This is a genomic window from Brevundimonas sp., from assembly GCF_036405315.1.
In the GTDB taxonomy this organism is placed as follows: domain Bacteria; phylum Pseudomonadota; class Alphaproteobacteria; order Caulobacterales; family Caulobacteraceae; genus Brevundimonas.
In genome coordinates this window covers 12,834-29,177 of the sequence record NZ_DASWXW010000131.1, presented here as the reverse complement: position 1 = coordinate 29,177, position 16,344 = coordinate 12,834, and the positions used below count along the sequence as shown (strand labels likewise).

Annotated in this window: 21 protein-coding genes; 7 read left to right on the top strand and 14 right to left on the bottom strand. The window is 68.6% G+C overall.

All coding sequences use genetic code 11. The features are described 5' to 3' along the window. Window positions 1-59: 59 nt before the first annotated feature. On the top strand, window positions 60-524 hold the full coding sequence (locus VGE49_RS07620; RefSeq protein WP_331033961.1) for a carboxymuconolactone decarboxylase family protein: 465 nt from the start codon (window positions 60-62) through the stop codon (window positions 522-524). Continuing rightward, window positions 511-1,416, top strand: coding sequence for a sigma-70 family RNA polymerase sigma factor (locus tag VGE49_RS07615; protein ID WP_331033960.1), 906 nt, complete (start codon window positions 511-513; stop codon window positions 1,414-1,416). The genes VGE49_RS07620 and VGE49_RS07615 overlap by 14 nt, the downstream gene beginning before the upstream one ends. On the opposite strand, the gene VGE49_RS07610 is transcribed toward VGE49_RS07615, so the two are convergent. The 3 genes from VGE49_RS07610 to VGE49_RS07600 are packed head-to-tail and all read right to left on the bottom strand — an operon-like array spanning window position 1,413 to window position 2,139. Continuing rightward, window positions 1,413-1,628: a hypothetical protein gene (locus VGE49_RS07610; protein ID WP_331033959.1), complete on the bottom strand. Its 216-nt coding sequence runs from the start codon at window positions 1,626-1,628 to the stop codon at window positions 1,413-1,415. The two genes, VGE49_RS07615 and VGE49_RS07610, sit on opposite strands and share 4 nt — an antisense overlap. Beyond that, window positions 1,628-1,969, bottom strand: a complete 342-nt coding sequence (locus VGE49_RS07605; protein ID WP_331033958.1) for a RidA family protein — start codon at window positions 1,967-1,969, stop codon at window positions 1,628-1,630. The genes VGE49_RS07610 and VGE49_RS07605 overlap by 1 nt, the downstream gene beginning before the upstream one ends. Window positions 1,970-1,998: 29 nt before the next feature. Continuing rightward, complete coding sequence (locus tag VGE49_RS07600; RefSeq protein ID WP_331033957.1) at window positions 1,999-2,139, bottom strand: hypothetical protein; 141 nt, start codon at window positions 2,137-2,139, stop codon at window positions 1,999-2,001. Window positions 2,140-2,291: 152 nt separating this feature from the next. Here VGE49_RS07600 and VGE49_RS07595 point away from each other — a divergent pair, with 152 nt between their 5' ends. Both VGE49_RS07595 and VGE49_RS07590 read left to right on the top strand, forming a co-directional pair. Next, complete coding sequence (locus VGE49_RS07595) at window positions 2,292-2,666, top strand: hypothetical protein (RefSeq protein WP_331033956.1); 375 nt, start codon at window positions 2,292-2,294, stop codon at window positions 2,664-2,666. A gap of 29 nt (window positions 2,667-2,695) precedes the next feature. Further along, window positions 2,696-3,127 carry an SRPBCC domain-containing protein gene (locus VGE49_RS07590; RefSeq protein ID WP_331033955.1) on the top strand — a complete coding sequence of 144 codons (432 nt, stop codon included), beginning with the start codon at window positions 2,696-2,698 and terminating at the stop codon, window positions 3,125-3,127. A gap of 30 nt (window positions 3,128-3,157) precedes the next feature. Here VGE49_RS07590 and VGE49_RS07585 read toward each other — a convergent pair whose 3' ends face one another. The 9 genes from VGE49_RS07585 to VGE49_RS07545 form a co-directional block, all read right to left on the bottom strand. Further along, window positions 3,158-4,150, bottom strand: coding sequence for a type II secretion system F family protein (locus VGE49_RS07585; protein ID WP_331033954.1), 993 nt, complete (start codon window positions 4,148-4,150; stop codon window positions 3,158-3,160). Between the two features lie 13 nt (window positions 4,151-4,163). Beyond that, a complete protein-coding gene (locus tag VGE49_RS07580; RefSeq protein ID WP_331033953.1) occupies window positions 4,164-5,141 on the bottom strand; it encodes a type II secretion system F family protein in 978 nt (325 codons plus the stop codon). 6 nt (window positions 5,142-5,147) lie between these two features. Continuing rightward, the gene (locus tag VGE49_RS07575; protein WP_331033952.1) at window positions 5,148-6,725 is read right to left on the bottom strand and encodes a TadA family conjugal transfer-associated ATPase; all 1,578 of its coding nucleotides are present in this window, start codon (window positions 6,723-6,725) and stop codon (window positions 5,148-5,150) included. A 4-nt stretch (window positions 6,726-6,729) separates the two neighbouring features. Continuing rightward, complete coding sequence (locus VGE49_RS07570; protein WP_331033951.1) at window positions 6,730-8,328, bottom strand: CpaE/TadZ family protein; 1,599 nt, start codon at window positions 8,326-8,328, stop codon at window positions 6,730-6,732. A gap of 5 nt (window positions 8,329-8,333) precedes the next feature. Further along, window positions 8,334-9,026 (bottom strand): CpaD family pilus assembly protein, encoded by a 693-nt coding sequence (locus VGE49_RS07565; protein ID WP_331033950.1) that lies wholly within the window; start codon window positions 9,024-9,026, stop codon window positions 8,334-8,336. A gap of 5 nt (window positions 9,027-9,031) precedes the next feature. Continuing rightward, complete coding sequence (locus VGE49_RS07560; protein ID WP_414643617.1) at window positions 9,032-10,567, bottom strand: type II and III secretion system protein family protein; 1,536 nt, start codon at window positions 10,565-10,567, stop codon at window positions 9,032-9,034. Window positions 10,568-10,578: 11 nt separating this feature from the next. Then, window positions 10,579-11,535 (bottom strand): Flp pilus assembly protein CpaB, encoded by a 957-nt coding sequence (gene cpaB, locus VGE49_RS07555; protein ID WP_331033948.1) that lies wholly within the window; start codon window positions 11,533-11,535, stop codon window positions 10,579-10,581. Between the two features lie 107 nt (window positions 11,536-11,642). After that, window positions 11,643-12,155, bottom strand: a complete 513-nt coding sequence (locus tag VGE49_RS07550) for an A24 family peptidase (RefSeq protein WP_331033947.1) — start codon at window positions 12,153-12,155, stop codon at window positions 11,643-11,645. A gap of 129 nt (window positions 12,156-12,284) precedes the next feature. After that, the gene (locus tag VGE49_RS07545; RefSeq protein WP_331033946.1) at window positions 12,285-12,455 is read right to left on the bottom strand and encodes a Flp family type IVb pilin; all 171 of its coding nucleotides are present in this window, start codon (window positions 12,453-12,455) and stop codon (window positions 12,285-12,287) included. 284 nt (window positions 12,456-12,739) lie between these two features. Here VGE49_RS07545 and VGE49_RS07540 point away from each other — a divergent pair, with 284 nt between their 5' ends. The 3 genes from VGE49_RS07540 to VGE49_RS07530 are packed head-to-tail and all read left to right on the top strand — an operon-like array spanning window position 12,740 to window position 14,250. Continuing rightward, window positions 12,740-13,141, top strand: coding sequence for a pilus assembly protein N-terminal domain-containing protein (locus VGE49_RS07540; RefSeq protein WP_331033945.1), 402 nt, complete (start codon window positions 12,740-12,742; stop codon window positions 13,139-13,141). A 3-nt stretch (window positions 13,142-13,144) separates the two neighbouring features. Beyond that, complete coding sequence (locus VGE49_RS07535; RefSeq protein ID WP_331033944.1) at window positions 13,145-13,696, top strand: TadE/TadG family type IV pilus assembly protein; 552 nt, start codon at window positions 13,145-13,147, stop codon at window positions 13,694-13,696. Then, entirely contained in the window at window positions 13,693-14,250 is a 558-nt protein-coding gene (locus tag VGE49_RS07530; RefSeq protein WP_331033943.1) for a TadE/TadG family type IV pilus assembly protein, read from the top strand. The genes VGE49_RS07535 and VGE49_RS07530 overlap by 4 nt, the downstream gene beginning before the upstream one ends. Here the strand turns inward: VGE49_RS07530 and VGE49_RS07525 are convergent. Continuing rightward, on the bottom strand, window positions 14,247-15,569 hold the full coding sequence (locus tag VGE49_RS07525; RefSeq protein WP_331033942.1) for an anthranilate synthase component I family protein: 1,323 nt from the start codon (window positions 15,567-15,569) through the stop codon (window positions 14,247-14,249). The genes VGE49_RS07530 and VGE49_RS07525 overlap by 4 nt on opposite strands. Continuing rightward, on the bottom strand, window positions 15,566-16,342 hold the full coding sequence (locus VGE49_RS07520; protein WP_331033941.1) for a tyrosine-protein phosphatase: 777 nt from the start codon (window positions 16,340-16,342) through the stop codon (window positions 15,566-15,568). Before VGE49_RS07520 ends, VGE49_RS07525 begins: the two co-directional genes overlap by 4 nt. Window positions 16,343-16,344: the final 2 nt, after the last annotated feature.

The following is a 16,344-nucleotide window of genomic DNA, read 5'->3' as shown; positions in this document are numbered from 1 at the left end:
GGCGGGCGGCCTGTCTCGTCATGGAGGCGACGCGCACTCAGGCGCTGAGGAGAGATGACATGACCCCGCGTATCGCAAGCCCCTTCAAGGCCGCCCCCGACGCCTATCAGGCCATGATCAGCCTGGAACAGACCATCGCAAACAGCGGCCTGGAACACAGCCTGCTGGAACTGCTGAAGACCCGCGTCTCGCAGATCAACGGCTGCGCCTTCTGCCTGCATATGCACACGGCCGACGCCCGCAAGGCCGGCGAAAGCGAGGTGCGGCTGCATCTGCTGGCCGCCTGGCGCGAATCCTCGCTCTACACCCCGCGCGAGCGCGCCGCCCTGACCTGGGCCGAGGCCCTGACCCGGATCGAACAGAGCCAGGCCCCGGACGCCGATTACGAGGCGCTGAAGGTCGAGTTCAGCGAAGCCGAGCAGGTGAATCTGACGTTCGCCATCGGGGCGATCAATGTGTGGAACCGTCTGGCGGTCGGCTTCCGTCTGGCCCATCCGGCGGAACCGGCGCGTGTCGCGGCCTGACCCCGCCACCGAGGTCTTCGAGGCGCACCGGCCCCGGCTGGCGCGCCTCGCCTACCGCATGCTCGGCTCGCTGTCCGAGGCGGAAGACGTGGTGCAGGAGGCCTGGCTTCGATGGAGCCGGGTCGATCCGGTCGAAATCCGCGAACCCGCCGCCTGGCTGACGCGGACCACGACGCGGCTGGCGCTGGACCTGCTGAAGTCGGCCCGCGCCCGACGCGAGACCTATGTCGGCTCCTGGCTGCCCGAGCCGTTGATCACCGGCCCGGAGACGGACGCCGAGACCTTCGCCGACGACCTGACCCTGTCGCTGATGACCGCCATGGAGCGGTTGTCGCCGCTGGAGCGCGCCGCCTTCCTGCTGCACGACGTGTTCGAGGTCGGCTTCGACGAGGTGGCGGCGACGCTGGAACGCGATCCCGCCTCGGTGCGCCAGTTGGCCAGTCGCGCCCGCCGCCATGTGCAGGAGGCCCGTCCCCGCTACGCCGTCGAACCGGAAGAGGGCGAACGGATCGCGCGGGCCTTCTTCGACGCCTCGCGGTCCGGCGACCTGGCGGCGCTGGGCGCCCTGCTGGCGGAAGGGGCGACCCTGAGGGCCGACGGCGGCGGCAAGGTGATCGCCTTCCACAACCCGATCCGCGGCGCCCGCAAGCTGCTGCGCCTCTACGCCGGCCTCAACCGCAAATACGGCGCCGAGGCCTACGAGATGATCCGGCCCATGTGGATCGACGGCCTGCCCGGCTATGTCAGCTTGGAGCGCGGGCGGGTGCTGCAGACGACGGCCCTGGCCATCGAGGGCGGCCGCATCATCGACATCTTCATCACCCGCAACCCGGACAAGCTAGCGCGCGTCGCCGCCCTGCTGAACCTGCCCGGCCGCGAAACGGCGAACTAGGCCTCGCCCGCCGCCTCCAGACGGGCGATGCGGCGGTCCATGTCGGCGACCTGATCCTTCAGGCGCTGCTTTTCCGAGGCCATGTCGACCGGCGTGCCGTCCTCATAGGTCAGTTGCGCCCCCTTCTCGATCAGATCGAGACGATAGAGGGCGGTGACGCGGGTCGCCTTGAACCGCTCCAGCTCGCTTTCCTTGGTGCGTTCCTGGGACATCAGATCGCCGCCGTGACGATGATCTCGACCAGGTAGTCGGGCGTGGCCAGCCTGGCCTCGCTGGTGGCGCGGGCGGGCGGATTGGCCGGATCGACCCAGGCGTCCCAGACCGCGTTCATGGCCTCGAAGTCGGCGATGTCGGCCAGCCAGATGGTGGCCATCAGGATCTTGGACTTGTCGGTGCCGGCCTGGGCCAGCAGGGCGTCGATCTCGGCCAGGGTGGTTTTGGTCTGGGCGGTGACGTCGTCGCCCGGCTCGCCGACCTGGCCGGCCAGATAGACGGTGTTGCCGTGGATGACGGCCTCGCTCATGCGGGCGCCGGGCTGGATGCGAGTGATCATGGGAGGGCTCCTGAAATCGAGCCTCCGGCTTATCCCAGCAAAAGGTCCATCGCCAGCAGGGCGGCGATGAAGACCGCCGCGAAGGCGATGCAGAAGAAGGCTGCGTCGCGCAGACGACCACGAGCAGGCTGATTGGCGGCGGGCGGAAGCTTGATAGGCAGACGCGACATCGGCGAACCCTCATCGGACGCTTGAGGATGCCCCGTCATGCTTACTCCTTGATAAACAGAAACAATCAGTTTTCCGGTCCCGTTTGTGAAGTTCCTGTGGCCGAGGCCGAGATGACTTGTGCAAGCCGCCGCGAACACCGATCTTCAGGCGAATGAGCAAGACGCCCAAGACCTTCAAGGTTTCCAAGACTCGCTGGAACGAGGTGGTGCTGGTGTGCCGCAGATGCTCGAAGAAGCTGGACGGCGGCTTCGGCCCGGACGGCGACAAGACGTTGAAGAAGGCGCTGCGGCGCTATCTGCACGCGGGCAAGGGGCGCAAGGCCGATCTGGCCGTTGTCGGCGCCGACTGTTTCGACGTCTGCCCGAAGAATTCGGTGGTGGCGGTCAACGCCCGCCGCCCCGAGGAACTGCTGATCGTGCCGGCCGGCGCTGACCTGTTCGAGGTCAAGGCGCGGCTGGGTCTGGACGACGGGCGACGGCTCAAACCGCCCCTGCCCGTTCCCGATCCCGTCGAGACGACTTCCTAAAGTCCAAAAGCCGTGTCAGAGGCAAATCCATGGACACGACCCGTATCGAGAAGCGTATCGGCGTGCGCGCGCCGTCGGACCGCATCTGGGAGATCCTCAGCGATCTCGAGAACTGGCATCTGTGGAACCCCTATGAAACCGGGGTGACGGGCGCCCTGGCCTTCGGCGCCGGCATCAACCTGACCGAAGCCCTGCCCGGCATGGTCGAGCGTCAGGTCCAGGCGCGCCTCGGCGACTGGCAGCCCTACTCGCAACTGGTCTGGGCCGAAAAGCGCGGCTGGCTGTTCAACGCCATCCGCTACTACGAGATCGAGGAACTGGAGCGCGGCAACTGCATCGTCTCCAACGGGGTGATCTTCACCGGCCTGCGCGGCGAGTTGTTCCACGACAAGCACCGCAAGACGATCCGCAGCGCCTATGAAGAAATCGCTGAAGGCCTGAGGCGCGCCGCCGAAGGCTGACGCGACCCGCCCCGACCGGGGAACGGCCGATCAGCCGCCCTTCATCATGTCCTGGATGTTGATGATCGCCGGCCCCAGGATGACGACGAACAGCACCGGCAGGAAGAAGACGATCATCGGCACGGTCAGCTTGGCCGGAAGCGCCGCCGCCTTCTTCTCGGCGGCGGCCAGACGCAGTTCGCGGTTTTCCTTGGCCATGACCCGCAGGGCGTTGCCCAGGGGCGTGCCGTAGGTCTCGGCTTGGGTCATGGCGGTCGCCACGGCGCGGATGCCGGGATGGTTGGTCCGCCTGGCCATGCCGTCATAGGCCATGCGCCGGTCGGGCAGGTAGGACAGCTCGGCCGACAGCAGGCTCAGTTCCTCGGCCAGTTCGATCGATTGGCTGCCGACCTCCTGACTGACCTTCTGGATCGCCGCCTCGATCGACATGCCGGATTCGACGCAGATCAGCAGCAGGTCCAGCGAGTCGGGGAAGGCCGCCACGATCGATTGACGCCGCGAGGCGATGCGGTTCTGCACATAGAGGTTCGGGGCGTAGAAGCCCGCCGCCGCCGCGAACACCAGGGTGCACAGCTTCAGCGTCAGATTGAAGCCGAAATCATTGATCGCGAACAGGTAGACCGCCGTCAGCACCATGAAGATGAAGGGCGTGGCGAAGCGGAAGAAGTAGAAGGTGGTCAGCGGGCGCGGCCCGCGGAACCCGGCCTGAGCCATGTTCTCGGCGACCTTGGGGTCTTCCAGAAGCTTGGTCAGGTTCAGATGCTCGACGACGCGCTTCTTGAAACCCTCGTCCGAGTGACGCAGCGTGGCGGCGGGCGAGCCGGCCGCGCCGCCCTTCATCGCCTGACGCGAACGGCGCTTCAGGTCTTCGCGGCGCTCGGCGACCGCCTTCATCCGCTTGTCCAGGCGTTCGCCGCCCATGAAAGAGCCGAGCAGGGTCAGGATGCTGGCGAAGACGGCGATCCCGACGCCGATGCTCAGCAGGTTCTGCAGGTCGGTGATGAAATGCATGAAGCTGTTCATGGTGCCCTCCCCCTCAGAACTTGAACGAAATCATGCGCTTCATCATGAAGATGCCGCACCCCATCCACACCGCCGATCCCAGCAGCATGACCTGGCCGCGCATGTCCGTGAACAGCAGCATCATGTAGGCGGGGCTGGAGATCATCACCAACATCATCACCGCCGGCGGCAAGGAGCCGATGATGGCCGCCGAGGCGATGGCTTCGGACGACATGGCCTTGATCTTCTCGCCCATCATGCGCCGGGCGCGCAGAACAGACGTGAGGTTGCCCAGGGCCTCGGCCAGGTTGCCGCCGCTCTTCTGCTGGATGGCGATGACGATGGCGAAGAACTTCAGTTCCGGCACCGGCATCCGCTCGAACATCTTGTCCAGGGCCTCGGCCAGGGTCATGCCGACCCCCAGTCCCTCGACCAGCAGTTGGAACTCCCCTGCGAGCGGCTGCGGGCTTTCGCGGGCGATGATCTTGAAGCAGTCGTGGACCGGCAGGCCGGTCTTGATGCCGCGCACCAGGATGTCGACGGAATCGGGGAAGGCCAGCGAGAACTTCTTCATCCGCTTCTTGCCCATCATGCCCACGACCCAGCGCGGCAGGCCCAGGCCCATGGCCACGCCGATGCCCAGCGACAGGAAGGGGTTGAGATGGAGCAGGAAGGCCATCAAGGCGCCCGAGACGCCCAGGACGACGCTGATGATGATGAAGGTGCGCAGGCTGATCGACATGTCGGCCTGCTTGAGCTTGGCGCTCATGGTCATGCGGGCCTTGCGGTCCCGGCGGTCGACCTCCTGCAGCTGCTGCATGATCTGCTTGCGGCGGGCCTCCGGCGTATTCACCGCGGCGGCGCGCTTGTTCGTCGCTTCCGGCCGGGCCGCGCCTATGGTCTTGGCGCGCTTGACCGCCTGGGCCGCGCCGTCGTCGCCGCCGCCGACCAGAACCCAGCCCACGCCGCCGATGGTGATGAAGGCCAGGAAGGCCGCGAGAATGGGAAGCATCAGGCCCTACTCCGCCGCGTCCAGGGCTTCGGCCAGTTCGCGCTCCAGACCATAGTAGCGGGCGCGGTCCCAGAACCGCGGACGGGCGATGCCGGTCGAACGGTGACGGCCGGTGATCTTGCCGTGGGCGTCCTCGCCGGTGATTTCGTAGACGAACAGGTCCTGGGTCACGATGACCTCGCCTTCCAGACCCACCACCTCGGTGATGTGGGTGATGCGGCGAGAGCCGTCGCGCAGGCGGGCCGCCTGGACGATGACGTCGACCGAACCGACGATCATCTCGCGGATCGTCCGCGACGGCAGGCCGTAGCCGCCCATGGTGATCATCGACTCCATCCGGCTGATGGCTTCGCGCGGGGAGTTGGCGTGCAGCGTGCCCATCGAGCCGTCGTGGCCGGTGTTCATGGCCTGCAGCAGGTCGAAGGCCTCGGGTCCGCGCACCTCGCCGACGATGATGCGTTCGGGGCGCATCCGCAGGCAGTTCTTGACCAGATCGCGCATGGTGATCTGGCCCTGGCCCTCCAGGTTCGGCGGGCGGGTTTCCAGACGCACCACGTGGGGCTGCTGCAGCTGCAGTTCGGCGGCGTCCTCGCAGGTGATGACGCGCTCGGTCGGGTCGATGAAGGCCGTCAGGGTGTTGAGCAGGGTCGTCTTGCCCGAGCCCGTGCCGCCCGAGATGACCAGGTTGCAACGCGAGGCGCCGATGACGCCCAGGACGCGCGCGCCCTCGGGACTGATGGAGGCGTACTCCACCAGGTTCTTCATCGTCAGCTTGTCTTTCTTGAACTTACGAATCGTCAGCGTCGGCCCGTCGATGGCCAGGGGCGGGGCGATGACGTTGACGCGCGAGCCGTCGGGCAGGCGGGCGTCGCAGATCGGGCTGCTCTCGTCGACGCGACGGCCGACCTGCGAAACGATCCGCTGGCAGATGTTCATCAACTGGGTGTTGTCGCGGAAGCGGACGTTGGTCAGTTGAACCTTGCCGCCGACTTCGATGAAGACCCGGCCGGCGCCGTTGACCATGATGTCGGCGATGTCGTCGCGGCCCAGCAGCGGCTCCAGCGGACCATAGCCGAGGACGTCGTTGACGATGTCCTGGACCAGGTGCTCCTGCTCGGCGACCGACATGGAGACGTTCTTGATCGCCACCAGCTCGGCGACGATGTCGCGGATTTCCTCGGACGCGGCCTTGGTGTCCAGCTGGGCCAGCTGGGACAGGTCGATGGTGTTCATCAAGGCGTTGAAGATGGTCGTCTTCGTGGCGTGATAATAGTCGGACTGCTCGCGGACGATCTCGGCGACCGCCTGGGCCCGCTTCAGCTGCTCCAGACCCGGCGTGGCGCGCGGCCCCTTGGCCGGACCGCCGGGGGTCGGGGCCGCCGCCTCGGGACGCGGGCGGGCGGCCAGGGCGTCCAGCCGGTCGGTCGAGGCCGAGGACGGCGCGACGTCGGCCTCCAGCTCCTCGATCGGGAAGGCGTCGACGGGATCAAGCGCGCGCATCTCCGTCGCCGGAGCGGGAGCCTGCGCCGGGGCGGGTCGCGGAGCGACCGCGACGCCGGGCTGGGCGGTGCGCTTGCCGAACATGGCCTCAGCGCCTCTTGCTGAACAGGGAGGCGAAGAGCGAGCCGCCCTTCTTGGCCGGCGCGGCCGACGGCGCCGGCGCCCTGCCCTTCACGGGAGCCGTCGGCAGTTCACGTCGCGACACGATCTGGGCCAGGGTCTCGAAGGCCTCGGCGGCCTTGGTCTTGGCCCCGGAGTCGATGATCATCTGACCGTTGTTGGCGGCCGCGCCGAACACCTTGGCGTCGAAGGGGATGATCAGGCTGGGGTGAATGCCCAGGGCGGCGCCGAAGTCCTTGGCCGGGATCTCGGGGCGGCCCGGCACGCCGACCTGGTTCAGCACCAGACGCGGCGGGGCGTCGTTGGGACGCGCCTGCTTGATCAGGTCGATCATGTTCTTGGCGTTGCGCAGCGAGGCTAGGTCCGGCGTCGCCACCACCACGACCTCGTCCGCCGAGATCAGGGTCTTGCGCATCCAGCCCGACCACAGGTGCGGCAGGTCCAGCACCACGAAGGGCGCCGTGGAGCGGATGCGGCTGGTCACTTCCTCGAAGGCGTCGGGCCCGATCTCCCAGTCGGCTTCCAGGGTGGCGGGCGCGGCGAACAGGCTCAGCTTATCGGTGCAGCGGACCATCATCCGGTCCAACAGGGTGGCGTCCAGACGATCCGGCTGACTCAGGGCGTCGGCGACGCCGCCCAGCGGATCCTGGTTGAAGTCCAGCCCGGCGGTGCCGAACGGCAGATCATAGTCGACGATCACGGTGTTGACGCCGATCCGCTCGCTCATGGCGTAGGCGGTGTTGTGAGCCACGGCCGAGGCCCCGGCCCCGCCGCGCGCGCCGACGAAGGCGATCGAACGGCCGATGAAGGGCTGGGCCGGGTCGGCGAACAGGTCGCCGATGGCCGAGATCAGCTGCAGCGGCTGCACCGGGGCGACCAGATACTCGCTGACCCCGCGCCGCATCAGTTCGCGGAACAGCAGGATGTCGTTGGTGGCGCCGATGATCACCACCTTGGTGCCCGCGTCGCAGACCTCGGCCAGCTGGTCGATCTCCCAGAGCAGGGTCTGGGCGTCCTTCATGCTTTCGACGACGATCAGCGGCGGCGTCGGCTCGGACTGATAGGCCTCAATGGCGGCGGCGACCCCGCCGATGCGGATCTGGGTCGTGGCGCGCGACATGCGGCGGTCCTGACCGGCGCGCTCGGCCGAGGCCAGGGTGTCCTGACGCTCGGCGAAGACGTGGACGGCGATGCGCGGGATCGACACCTCGACCCCGGCGTTGGAGGCGATCGGCAGTCCGGCCGGTTCATAGGTCGCCAGAGCCGCTACCGGGGCGGCGACCGGGATGGGCGCCTCCTCGACCGGATAGGCGGGGGCGATCTCTTCGGGCGTCATCGAGGCAGATATGGGGGACACGACGGCGGCGACCGCCGTCTCGGTCTCGGCGACCAGGCGCCCGACCGGATTATAGCTTTCGTCAAGCGGCGCCGGCTCCGGCGCCGCGGCCCCGGGCGGCGGCGTGAACTGCAAAGGTTCGCGCGCCGGAGCGGCGGCGTCGATGAACTCGTCATCCAAGTCGAACGTGTCGAGAGCGTCGAAATCCTGAGCAGCGAAGGGCTTGGTCATGTCCATCAATCCACGGCGCGGGAAATGCGTGTTCCGACGATCAGTTCTTCGCGGTTCGCCGCGGTCCGCTCGCCCTTGGCGTAGTGGTCGAACACCACCGCCCGGCGTTGGGCGTCGGCCGGGGTCATGGCGCGCGGCGAGACGATGTCACGCGGATTGGCGATCTGCGCCGCCAGGTTGGCGGTGACCGCGCAGCCGAAGTTCGAGGCCGACTGATTGTCGCCGGTGCGGCTGAGGCTGCCCCACTGGGTCCCGCATTGCGGCACGGCGGCGCGAACGGTCTCGAACCCGGCCAGGACAGGCGCGCGCGGATCGGGGCCGGCGTAGCTGACGACGCGGATCAGGCGATCAGGCGCGCCCGCCGCCACCAGAGCCGCCTTGACGTTCCAGGCCGTCTGATTGGCGACCGGGTCGTCGCCGGCGGGCGCCTCGACCACCAGAACAGGCGCGCCTTCGATGGCGAAACGGGCGACCAGATCGGCCAGGGCCGACTGCTGGTTCGCCGACAGGCCCGTCTCGTGCACCGCCAAGGCGATGCGATCCATCCCCGGCTCGACCTGCAGGCTGTAGCGCGAGGTCGGCGTCAACGGCGGCTCGCCGCCCAGGCTGGCGGGGCCGCCCATGCAGCCGGCCAGCAGCAGGCCGCCGATGGTCAGGGCCGAGGACAGGGACAGAAGGGATTTGGCGTTGCGGGTCATCGCGCTCACTCGATCACATAGCCGACGGGGCCGTGCCATCCGGCGCCCGGCTGGGCGGTCGGGGCGGGCGAGCCATAGGCCTGGTTCAGCTGGCCGAAGAAGATGGTCTGGGCGTCATGCGCGATGCGCAGGCCGTCGGCGGGCGTCTGCATCCGGTCCGGCGAGGTGGGGCTGACGATATAGGGCTCGACGATCACGACCAGCTCGGTCTCGCCCATCAGATAGTCGCGCGAGCGGAACAGCTGGCCCAGCACCGGCAGATTGGTCATGCCAGGCAGGGAGTCGACGTTCTGACGAGTGGTTTCCTGCAGCAGGCCGGCGATCATCATCGAGCCGCCCGAGGGGATTTCGATGGTGTTCTCGCTGCGGCGAACCGAAAGGCCCGGCAGGCTGATCGAAGAGGCCGTGCCGGCGCCGATGGTCAGACCGCCCTGAGGCGTCAGTTCGGACACCTCGACCTTGACCTGCAGCGAGATGCGGCCGCCTGTCAGGACGATCGGCCGGAACGACAGAGCCACGCCATAGGGCTTGTACTCGACCGAGATCTGACCTTCCCGGTCGCGACCCGTCGGCAGGGGGAATTCGCCGCCGGCCAGGAAGCTGGCCGCTTCGCCGTTGACCGACGTCAGATTCGGCTCGGCCAGGGTGCGGACCAGGCCGACGCGCTCGAAGGCCTTGATCGTGGCGTTGCCCTTGTTCAGGCCGTCCGAGCCGGGGCCGGTGCCCGGCTGGGCGGTGTCCCAGTTGGACGCATCCTCTGGACCGTCGACGGTGAACGGACACAGGGCGCCCGCCGGCCAGCCGGGGCCGCAGGGCCCCTGCATCTGGAAATTCTTGGTCGTATCGCGCGACACCCCGCCGGTGATGCCGCCGAGCAGAGAGCCGTTGACGCCCCAGGTGGCGGCGTTGCCCAACAGCCACTGGGTGTCGCCGACCCGGCCGATCACCGCCTGGGTGTCGAATCCGAGCTGCTTGATGGCGCTGCGCTGGACCTCGACCACCCGCACCTTCAGAGTCACCTGGTCGGACCCGGCGACGCTGATCATGTTGACCACCTTTTCAGGGGCCGAAACGAAGGCGCGGGCCACCTGGGCGGCGCGTTGGGCCTCAGCCGGGCTGGACGCGGTGCCGGTCAGGATGATGCTGTCGTTGACCGCCTCGGCGCGGACGTTCGATCCCGGCGCAACGCGGCTCAAGGTGTCTTGCAGGGCGCTGGTCCCGGCGTCGACGCGCACACGCAGGGCCAGGATGGTGCGCCCGGCGGCGTCGAGGAAGACGGCGTCCGTCTCACCCGCGGCCACCCCGATTACGGTGATGCGGCGCGGCGAATGCAGCATGGCCTCGGCCACCTGGGGATTCGACACGATCACGTCGCGGGCGTCGGCGGGCAGGTCCACCGCGAAGGAGGTGCCGCGCGGCAGGTTGACCATCTGGGGCGCCGCGCCGGTCGAAACGGCGGCGCGGGTCTGAGCCAGGGGCGCGGCGGCGCCGCCGGCCAGGGCGATCAGGGAGGCGCAGGCCGCCGCGATCAAACGATTCATGCCTGGTTTCCTCATGGGACCGCGACCGCTTCGGCCTGGCCTTCGCGATAGACGCGCACGACGCCGCCGGAGGCGGCTGCATTTCCGCGGTTGACCGCACCCGGGACATGGCCCGACGGCCCGGCGGTGTCGGCGTAGGAGCGCAGCACCAGCGACAGATCGCCTTCGGACTTGGCCAGGGCCAGAACCTCGGCGTCGCGGCCGCTGACTTCCATGGTGGCGGTGGCGCCGACCACGGCCTGCTCGTTCTCGGCGGCGCGGGTGTTCTGGTCGATGGCCAGCACCTTGACGTTCCGCATCACGGTGGCGGAGACGAATTTCGACGTCTCGCCGCCAGCCGTGCCCGCCGGCAGCTTGACCTCGCGGGTCAGCAGGACGTCGACTCGGTCGCCGGGCAGGATGAAGCCGCCGGCGGCGGTCTCGACCGTCACCCTTATGGCCATGGCCCGCATCCCGGGCTCCAGGTAGGCGGCCATGTAGCCGCTGTCGCCGGCGCGGACGATCTTGCGGCCGACGATGGGCTCGCCGGCCAGAATGGGCTCGCGGACCACCGCGCCGATGAAGTCGGCCTTGGCCCCGCCGGTCGCCAGATCGGTCGCCGCGCGGGTCACGCGAGCGGCGGCGCCCTCGACCTTGTCGTCCGACTTGGCGGCGTCGGCGGGCTTGGCGTCGGCGGGCGCGGCAGCCGTCGGCGCGGCCGGGACCGGCACGCTGCCGTCAGTGATGAAGACGGGGTTGAGTTCGTCGACCGGCCAGTCCTTCCAGCTCAGGTCGCCGTCGGTCAGACGACGCCCCGGCTCCAGGTCCTTGGCGGCGACCAGGACCTTGGCCATGGGGCGCGCCTCGACGGCGGCGACGGCGGTCGCGGCGGGCTCGTTGGACGAGGAGCCCATGGCGCGCACGACCAAGGCCAGGCCGACGGCCGAAATGGCGGCGATACAGATGACGGCGATCTTGGCGGGCTTCATCGACGGTCTCCGGCATGAGCGGCGACGCGGATTCGGTTCTTCGCCCCCTGCCGTTAACGACAATGAGGCCCGCCGGTTAACGCGCTCCTAAGCGAGGCGAACCGGCGTCAGACGCCGGCAAAGGCCTGAACCAGTGCGCTCGACGGATAGGCCAGCAAGGCGCCGACGGCGATGGCCACGCCATAGGGGATGTCGCCCTTGGGCTGCATCAACCGCGACACCCAGCCCGGCGCGTTCGCCGCAAAGGGCTGAAGCTGCGACCGGGCGGTGATCAGCAGCAGGCAGAAGCCGCCGCCCGCCAGGGCGGTGAACAGCAGGAAGGGCGCGACGCCCGACCAGCCCAGCCACAGACAGACCGAGGCCATCAGCTTGGCGTCCCCGCCGCCGATCCAGCGCAGGGCGAACATCCCCATGCCGACCAGCAGGGCCGCGAAGCCGACGCCCAGCGCGATCGCCATTTCGGTCAGAGAAACGCCCGTGACGAACGCCGCTGGAAAGAACCCCAGGATCAACAGGCCCGAGATCCAGTTGGGAATCTTCATGGTCGTCAGATCATGCAGCCCCGCCACGATCACCAGAACGGGCAGGACGCTCAGCAGGACGAGGGAGAGTTCGGTCATGCCGCCACCTTTGCGGCGCAACCTTTAAGGCCGGGTTTCCGGGGTCGCGCCCTGAAGGCCGGGCTCCAGACAAGGAAAGGGCCGGAACGTTTCCGTTCCGGCCCCAGCCTTCAGACCTGGATGCTGACCTTAGGCGGCCGGCAGCGAGGTTTCCACCTTGGTGAACACGCCGGCCAGTTTCGGGCCGAGCGTGGTCAGGACGGCGACGATGGCGACGGCGATCAGAGCAGCGATCAGGCCGTATTCAATGGCCGTGGCGCCCGATTCATCGTTGGCGAAGTTCTTGATGAAGTTACGCATGAATATCTTCCTTCTTTGTCTAAGCGAGCAACAGTTCCATCACCAGGGTCACCGGTTTTGCCCGCTTGACCCCCGTTTGCATGGCGACAATGCGACCACGATCATTAAGGGCGAGTAAAACGATGAAAGCTGCTTCGTGTTTTTGATGGTTACTTCCATGTTTACTATAGTTTTATCCAGCCAAGCCCGCTCCTGGCGCGCCTTCAGGATTTCTTGATCTTTCAGCGCGAGGTTTCACGCCTAGCGCTCGCGCGCGCCCATTCATTCCTCCGGAGCCGTCGCCCATGCCCAGGACCCTCAGGACGCTCGCCGTCGGCGCCGTCTCCGCCCTGGCCGCGCTGAGCGCAGCCGTCACCGTCCAGGCCCAGTCGCGCCCGCTGAACGTCGAGATCGATCACGCCACCCGGGTCCAGTTGCGGGCCCCGGCCGGGTCGGTGATCGTGGCCAACCCCCGGATCGCCGACGTCACCGTGGTGGACGCCAACACCCTGTTCATCACCGGCAAGGGCTATGGCGTGACCGAGGTCGTCGCCGTCGATGCGGTCGGGCGCCCCCTGTTCCAGAGCCAGGTCGTGGTCAGCGCCGGCTCGGCCGGTTCAGTCCGCGTCTGGCGCGGCGCCCAGGCCACCGAAATGGCCTGCGGAACCAGTTGCTCGCCCAGCGTTCGGGCCGCCCCGGCGCCCTGAGCGATGACCGGGCCGGTTTCCCGCCGCTCCGACCGACCGTCGCTTCTGCGGCGACGGAGGCGCGCCCGCGAAGGCTCCACGGCGGTTGAGTTCGCCATGGTCGCCCTGCCCTTCTTCATCCTGATGTTCGGCATTCTGGAGGTCGGGATGCTGCTGCTGCTCGACGCCGTGGTCGAGACCGCGGTGTCCGACACCGGACGCCTGGTGCGCACGGGTCAGGCCCAGCAGCAGGCGCTCAAACCCGCCGAGATCAAGCAGAAGATGTGCGAACGCATGAGCGTCTTCGCCGCCGACTGTCCCCAGCGCGCCTTCATCGACGTTCGCGTGGTCGACAACTTCAGCAACCCGATCGCGCCCGACCCGCTGGCGTCCGGCGTGTTCGATCAGAGCAAGCTCGACTATCAACCCGGCGGGCCGGGCGATCGCGTCCTGGTGCGGATCTGGTACGAACAGCCCATCGCCACCCCCTTCATCGCCCAGGCCCTGTCGCACACCACCGACCACAAGGTGCTGCTGACCACCTCCCTGGCCTTCCGCAACGAGCCCTATCAATGAGCCGCCGCCTCGCCTCCAGCGGGATCCGGCGATTCTGGCGCGACGCGCGCGGGGTGTCGGCGATCGAGTTCGCCCTGATCGCGCCCCTGATGCTGCTGATCTATTTCGGCCTGGTCGAGTTCTGCCAGGGCTATATGGCCAGCCGCCGCGCCAGCCACACCGCCTCCATCGTCGCCGACCTGGTGGCCCAGTCGGACGCGACCACGACCCAGGACCTGACCAGCGTCTTCGCCATCGGCGACATGATCATGCGGCCCTTCCCGTCCTCGCCCCTGTCCATCCGCGTTTCCAGCGTCACCATTGACGCCAACGGGGTGGCGCGCGTCGACTGGAGCCGGGGCAACAACAAGACCCTGACCGCGCGAGTCAAGAACTCGGTCGTCAGCGACCTGCCGCCCGGCCTGATCGAAAAGGGCGAAAGCCTGATCCTCGGCGAGACCCAGTTCGAATACACCTCGCCCTTCGCCCAGGTGATCAAGACGCCGATCAAATTCGACCGCAGCTACTATCTGCGGCCGCGGACGGTGGACAAGGTCCTCTGCAGCAACTGCTAGGGACCGACCAGGGCCTCTTTCAGAGCCCGGATCTTGGCGTCCGTCTCCTCGCGTTCGGCGTCCGGATCGCTGTCGGCGACGATGCCCGCGCCGGCCAGGGCGCGCCAGCGCCAACGCGCCTCGCTCCTTACGAACGACGCGGTGCGGATCAGCACCGAGGCCGTCAGGCTCTCGTCCCCCGCCAGCCCCAGGCCGAACAGCGAACCGCACCAGGGCCCGCGCGGCGGCTCATGGCCGGCGATCACCTTCATGGCCTGATGTTTGGGCGCCCCGGTGATCGAGCCGGGGGGGAAGGTCGCCTCCAGCACCTCGGCCGCGCCGACGCCGGGTCGGGCCGTGGCCGTCACCGTCGAGACCAGATGATGCACGGTGGGGTGGCTCTCGACCTCGAACAGCCGCTCGACCCGCACGGTGCCCGCGACCGCCGCCCGCGCCAGATCGTTGCGCATCAGATCAACGATCATCAGGTTCTCGGCCCGGTCCTTGTCGCTGGCGGCGAGGGCGGCGGCCAGAGCGGCGTCGCGCGCCGGATCGGCGTCGCGCGGCCGCGTGCCCTTGATCGGCCGGGTCTCGATGCGGCCTGACGCCGGATCGAAGGTCAGGAACAGCTCGGGCGAATTGGACACCAGGACCCGATCCCCCAGCCGCCAGAAGGCGCCATAGGCCGCGCCCCGCTCCGCGGCCAGCCTCAGGAAGACCTCGAACGGATCGCGCCCGCCCTCCAGCCCTCCGCTCCAGGCGCGGGCGATGTTGGCCTGGAACAGCTCGCCCGCCGCGATGCGCCTCACGACGTCGGCCACGGCGGCCTCATAGGCCTCGGGCGCCGCCTCGCCGGTGAAGGCGCCTGCGGGCGCGGACGGAATCGACGGCGCGACCGCCTCGGCCAGCCAGGCCGCGGCGCGTCGACCTTGCGCCTTGGCTTCGGCCGCGTCGGCGCCGCGCCCCACGGCGCGGACCTCCCGCGCCGCATGGTCGAAAGCCAGCAAAGCCGGATAGCGGGCCAGCATCAGGTCGGGCCAGACCTCGGCGCGCGGCCCCGTCGCCGGGCGCGCCCCGGCGTCATAGCTCATCAGCCCGACCACGCCGCCGCCGGCAAAAACAGGATCACCCAGGGCGTCGAACGCCGCTGCCTCATCGACCGGGCCGACAAGAACCCGATCCGGCTCGCAGCCGACGAAGGACCAGCGCCCGCCGTGCGCCGTCGGATCGCCCGCCCCGGCCAGAAGCGCCAGCGCGCCCTCGCGCGGGTTCAGACCCGCCGCGACCGCCATTGGTTCGACCCAGTCCAGCCCCTCGATATGGACGACGGGCAGACTCATGCCGTCAGCCTCGCCCGGATGCGCGCGGCGGTCAGGGCGTCCACGCCCAGAACCTGCTCCAGATAGGCCGCGACCGAACCGTGCCGCGCCGCGATCTCGGCAAAGGCGCCGTCCAGATAGTCGGCCTCGACGCCGAGGAAGGCGACCACCGCCCCGTGCGAAGCCGGACGCCCCGTCATCGCCGTCAGTTGTCGGGCGATCCCCTCGGCCCGGCCTTCCAGATCGACGGCGACATTGGTCAGCAGATAGTCGGCGATCAGGTCGTCGCGCGACACGCCCAGCAGGCTGTGGGTCAGGGCGGCCAGCAGGCCGGTGCGGTCCTTGCCCGCCGCGCAGTGGATCAGCACCGGGCCGTCGCCGTCGGCCAGGGCGCGGAAGTAGCGGGCGAACAGGTCCACATGCGCCGGCTCGAACGGCAGGCGGCGATAGATGCCGGCCATGAAGGCGCGCCCGGAATCCTCGGTCAGGTCGCAGGTCTTCAAGAAGGTGATGTGCGGGGCCTCGCCGCCGTCGTCGTGATCGCTCTCGATCACCTGTCCGGCCCAGTTCGCCGGTCGTCGCGAGGGCTGGTCGCGCCGCTCGCTGGGGCGACGCAGGTCGACCACCGTGGCGAGGTTCAACGTCGCCAGTCGCGTCAGGTCAGCCTCGGTCGCCCGCGCCTGATGCGCCGAACGATACAGGCGCCCGCGCCCGATCCGGGCGTCGCCGACGGCGTAGTCGCCATAGTCGCGGAAGTTGTCGATGGCCTGAAACGGCGAAAGGCGGTCGCTCATGA

What these genes read in the sequence shown, in the direction of transcription:
- VGE49_RS07580 (WP_331033953.1), bottom strand. Translation starts at nt 5,141, where the DNA reads ATGCTTCCCATTCTCGCGGCCTTCCTGGCCTTCATCACCATCGGCGGC.
- VGE49_RS07590 (WP_331033955.1), top strand. Translation starts at nt 2,696, where the DNA reads ATGGACACGACCCGTATCGAGAAGCGTATCGGCGTGCGCGCGCCGTCG.
- VGE49_RS07565 (WP_331033950.1), bottom strand. Translation starts at nt 9,026, where the DNA reads ATGACCCGCAACGCCAAATCCCTTCTGTCCCTGTCCTCGGCCCTGACC.
- VGE49_RS07585 (WP_331033954.1), bottom strand. Translation starts at nt 4,150, where the DNA reads ATGAACAGCTTCATGCATTTCATCACCGACCTGCAGAACCTGCTGAGC.
- VGE49_RS07570 (WP_331033951.1), bottom strand. Translation starts at nt 8,328, where the DNA reads ATGACCAAGCCCTTCGCTGCTCAGGATTTCGACGCTCTCGACACGTTC.
- VGE49_RS07545 (WP_331033946.1), bottom strand. Translation starts at nt 12,455, where the DNA reads ATGCGTAACTTCATCAAGAACTTCGCCAACGATGAATCGGGCGCCACG.
- cpaB (WP_331033948.1), bottom strand. Translation starts at nt 11,535, where the DNA reads ATGAAGCCCGCCAAGATCGCCGTCATCTGTATCGCCGCCATTTCGGCC.
- VGE49_RS07520 (WP_331033941.1), bottom strand. Translation starts at nt 16,342, where the DNA reads ATGAGCGACCGCCTTTCGCCGTTTCAGGCCATCGACAACTTCCGCGAC.
- VGE49_RS07575 (WP_331033952.1), bottom strand. Translation starts at nt 6,725, where the DNA reads ATGTTCGGCAAGCGCACCGCCCAGCCCGGCGTCGCGGTCGCTCCGCGA.
- VGE49_RS07600 (WP_331033957.1), bottom strand. Translation starts at nt 2,139, where the DNA reads ATGTCGCGTCTGCCTATCAAGCTTCCGCCCGCCGCCAATCAGCCTGCT.
- VGE49_RS07560 (WP_414643617.1), bottom strand. Translation starts at nt 10,567, where the DNA reads ATGAATCGTTTGATCGCGGCGGCCTGCGCCTCCCTGATCGCCCTGGCC.
- VGE49_RS07525 (WP_331033942.1), bottom strand. Translation starts at nt 15,569, where the DNA reads ATGAGTCTGCCCGTCGTCCATATCGAGGGGCTGGACTGGGTCGAACCA.
- VGE49_RS07540 (WP_331033945.1), top strand. Translation starts at nt 12,740, where the DNA reads ATGCCCAGGACCCTCAGGACGCTCGCCGTCGGCGCCGTCTCCGCCCTG.
- VGE49_RS07605 (WP_331033958.1), bottom strand. Translation starts at nt 1,969, where the DNA reads ATGATCACTCGCATCCAGCCCGGCGCCCGCATGAGCGAGGCCGTCATC.
- VGE49_RS07610 (WP_331033959.1), bottom strand. Translation starts at nt 1,628, where the DNA reads ATGTCCCAGGAACGCACCAAGGAAAGCGAGCTGGAGCGGTTCAAGGCG.
- VGE49_RS07530 (WP_331033943.1), top strand. Translation starts at nt 13,693, where the DNA reads ATGAGCCGCCGCCTCGCCTCCAGCGGGATCCGGCGATTCTGGCGCGAC.
- VGE49_RS07535 (WP_331033944.1), top strand. Translation starts at nt 13,145, where the DNA reads ATGACCGGGCCGGTTTCCCGCCGCTCCGACCGACCGTCGCTTCTGCGG.
- VGE49_RS07595 (WP_331033956.1), top strand. Translation starts at nt 2,292, where the DNA reads ATGAGCAAGACGCCCAAGACCTTCAAGGTTTCCAAGACTCGCTGGAAC.
- VGE49_RS07550 (WP_331033947.1), bottom strand. Translation starts at nt 12,155, where the DNA reads ATGACCGAACTCTCCCTCGTCCTGCTGAGCGTCCTGCCCGTTCTGGTG.
- VGE49_RS07620 (WP_331033961.1), top strand. Translation starts at nt 60, where the DNA reads ATGACCCCGCGTATCGCAAGCCCCTTCAAGGCCGCCCCCGACGCCTAT.